Here is a 2,006-nt window from a genome sequence, read left to right on the forward strand (position 1 = left end):
ACGAATGGCATTTTCAGCGGGATTGTTATCAATGGCGACATACCCATTTTCAAGGAAAACCTTTAACTCTGATGAACGGCTTAATGTATATTCAGCTGCTTTCGCAATGGCATTTTTACCGAAGAAAGGCGAACGATCAATCCAATCCAAAAATTCATCAACGATCGGTTTTGCTTCTTGTTGGCGAACTTGCACGCGCTCTTCTGGAGAAAGATGTTTGATTTTACGCTCGATATGAAACAACCGATCGCAATACTGCACGCCTATTCGTCCATTTTTACTATCGGCTTTTAACCAATAACGGCGTACGTGAGCCCAACAGTTGGCGAATTGAACATGAGGTAATTGACCGTAAGCTGAATACCCATCACAGATGACAGTACCTTTGAATCCCCTAATTAAATCTTCTAATACAGCGCGCCCTCGAGAAAGAGCACTCTTAAATAGAACGATAATGGGACCTTCACTTTGTACACTGCGACATACCCAGTTATAAGCGTTTGATTGAGCTGGCTTTCCATCTGAACGCTTAATTATTTGTGCATAGGTTTCATCTATATGCAACACAGATTTTGCCGTTAATAATTGGTTCATCAAATTATAAAGCGGTTGAAGCCAATCCTCTGCCACACGTATTACCCAATTGGATAGATTTTTATCATTTGTATGTAGTCCATGGCGCTCCCATTCATTTACCTGACGGTAAAGAGGTAAGTATTGGATAAACTTATCGTAGATAAGCTTTGCCAAAACAGTAGGACCGGCAATGCTTCTTTGGATCGGACCTTGCGGTGCTTTACCTCGTTTAATTTGAGCTTTTAGTAGGGCATCGTTTTTACACGTTTTGCACTCATACACATGTTCAAAATGTTGCACACGCTTCAGGGAGGCTGGAATAAATTTCGCCTCTTCACGTATCAATGTTGAACTGAACTCTATCATCTCCCCACGACAGCAGTCACAAGCTAAGTTGGCTGGGTGATGATGAATTTCTTCAATTTCTATATCCTCATGAAACGAATCATTTCGTTTTTTATTTGTCTTTTTACGAGTAACCGTATAACTAACCGTTTCGGTGCTTTGTTCTTCTGTCTGCTCAGGTTCGTTAAAAGACGGATCGTCTTCAAATAATGAGCCTTGTCCATCTGGTACTTGATACTTTGATTTTTCTGATTTAGAACCGTATAAAGCTTTTGTTAATTGGCGAATTTGTTCAGTTAATGTTTCAATTTGTTTGGTTAAATTTTTATTTTGTTCTTTTGTGTAGGCTAATTGTTCTTCCAATAATTGAATCACTTTTTCATTTGAAAGGTTTCCCAAATCATTCACCACATTTCGTTCAATTTAAGTTATGAATGATTATACCACTTAAAATAGGGCTATTAAAAGATACCTTTTGTAGATTTTGCAATCGCCTTTGGCTGTTGTAGAGATAATCCTTCTAATAACCAACGGAGCTCTTGTTGCGAAAGTTTGCGTACCTCATTTTCATCTTTTGGCCATTGTAATTTTCCATTATCTAATCTTTTATAAAGCATGGCGAAGCCATCTCCATCGAAATACAAACATTTATAACGGTCCTTGCTCCATCCAGAAAACAGAAAGATAGAATCACTATACGGATCCAATTCGAAAGTATCTTGAATGAGCGTTGCGAGACCATCAATACCTTTACGCATGTCTGTCTTGCCGCAGATGATGTAGATGTTTTGCACGCTCGTAAAATTCTGTTTCATCCCTTCAGCTCCTTCATAATGGTTTGGATAATGCGCTCATCTACGCCATTGAAGAAGGAAATTTCAGCCACAGTGGTTTTAATTACACAACTTGGCTTAGCAGTGTATTGGAGTGAATGATTCGAAGAAGTTTCAACTAGAAGAGGATCGAGTTTGACGGGAACAATGGTTAATTTGTTTGTAGACATAAATGGCACCTCCTTTGATTGATACATTTATCGTACCGGAGGTGCCTGATGTTTTATATGCGTTGTTTGATTACGGGCTTAC

3 protein-coding genes are annotated in these 2,006 nt (G+C 38.8%); all 3 read right to left on the minus strand.

All coding sequences use genetic code 11. The annotated features are described in order from the left end of the window. Positions 1 to 1,329 (minus strand): IS66 family transposase (gene tnpC / locus ACTHOQ_RS18785; protein ID WP_440497717.1); only part of this gene is annotated, 1,329 nt, incomplete at its 3' end. 53 nt (positions 1,330 to 1,382) lie between these two features. Then, positions 1,383 to 1,736, minus strand: a complete 354-nt coding sequence (gene tnpB / locus ACTHOQ_RS18790) for an IS66 family insertion sequence element accessory protein TnpB (protein ID WP_440497718.1) — start codon at positions 1,734 to 1,736, stop codon at positions 1,383 to 1,385. Continuing rightward, positions 1,733 to 1,924 (minus strand): hypothetical protein, encoded by a 192-nt coding sequence (locus tag ACTHOQ_RS18795; protein WP_440497719.1) that lies wholly within the window; start codon positions 1,922 to 1,924, stop codon positions 1,733 to 1,735. The genes tnpB and ACTHOQ_RS18795 overlap by 4 nt, the downstream gene beginning before the upstream one ends. Positions 1,925 to 2,006: the final 82 nt, after the last annotated feature.

Source organism: Solibacillus silvestris (assembly GCF_051967575.1).
GTDB classification, from domain to species: Bacteria; Bacillota; Bacilli; order Bacillales_A; family Planococcaceae; genus Solibacillus; species Solibacillus silvestris_B.

Coding starts and splice junctions, on each gene's coding strand:
- tnpB (WP_440497718.1), bottom strand. CDS start 1,736: ATGAAACAGAATTTTACGAGCGTGCAAAACATCTACATCATCTGCGGC.
- ACTHOQ_RS18795 (WP_440497719.1), bottom strand. CDS start 1,924: ATGTCTACAAACAAATTAACCATTGTTCCCGTCAAACTCGATCCTCTT.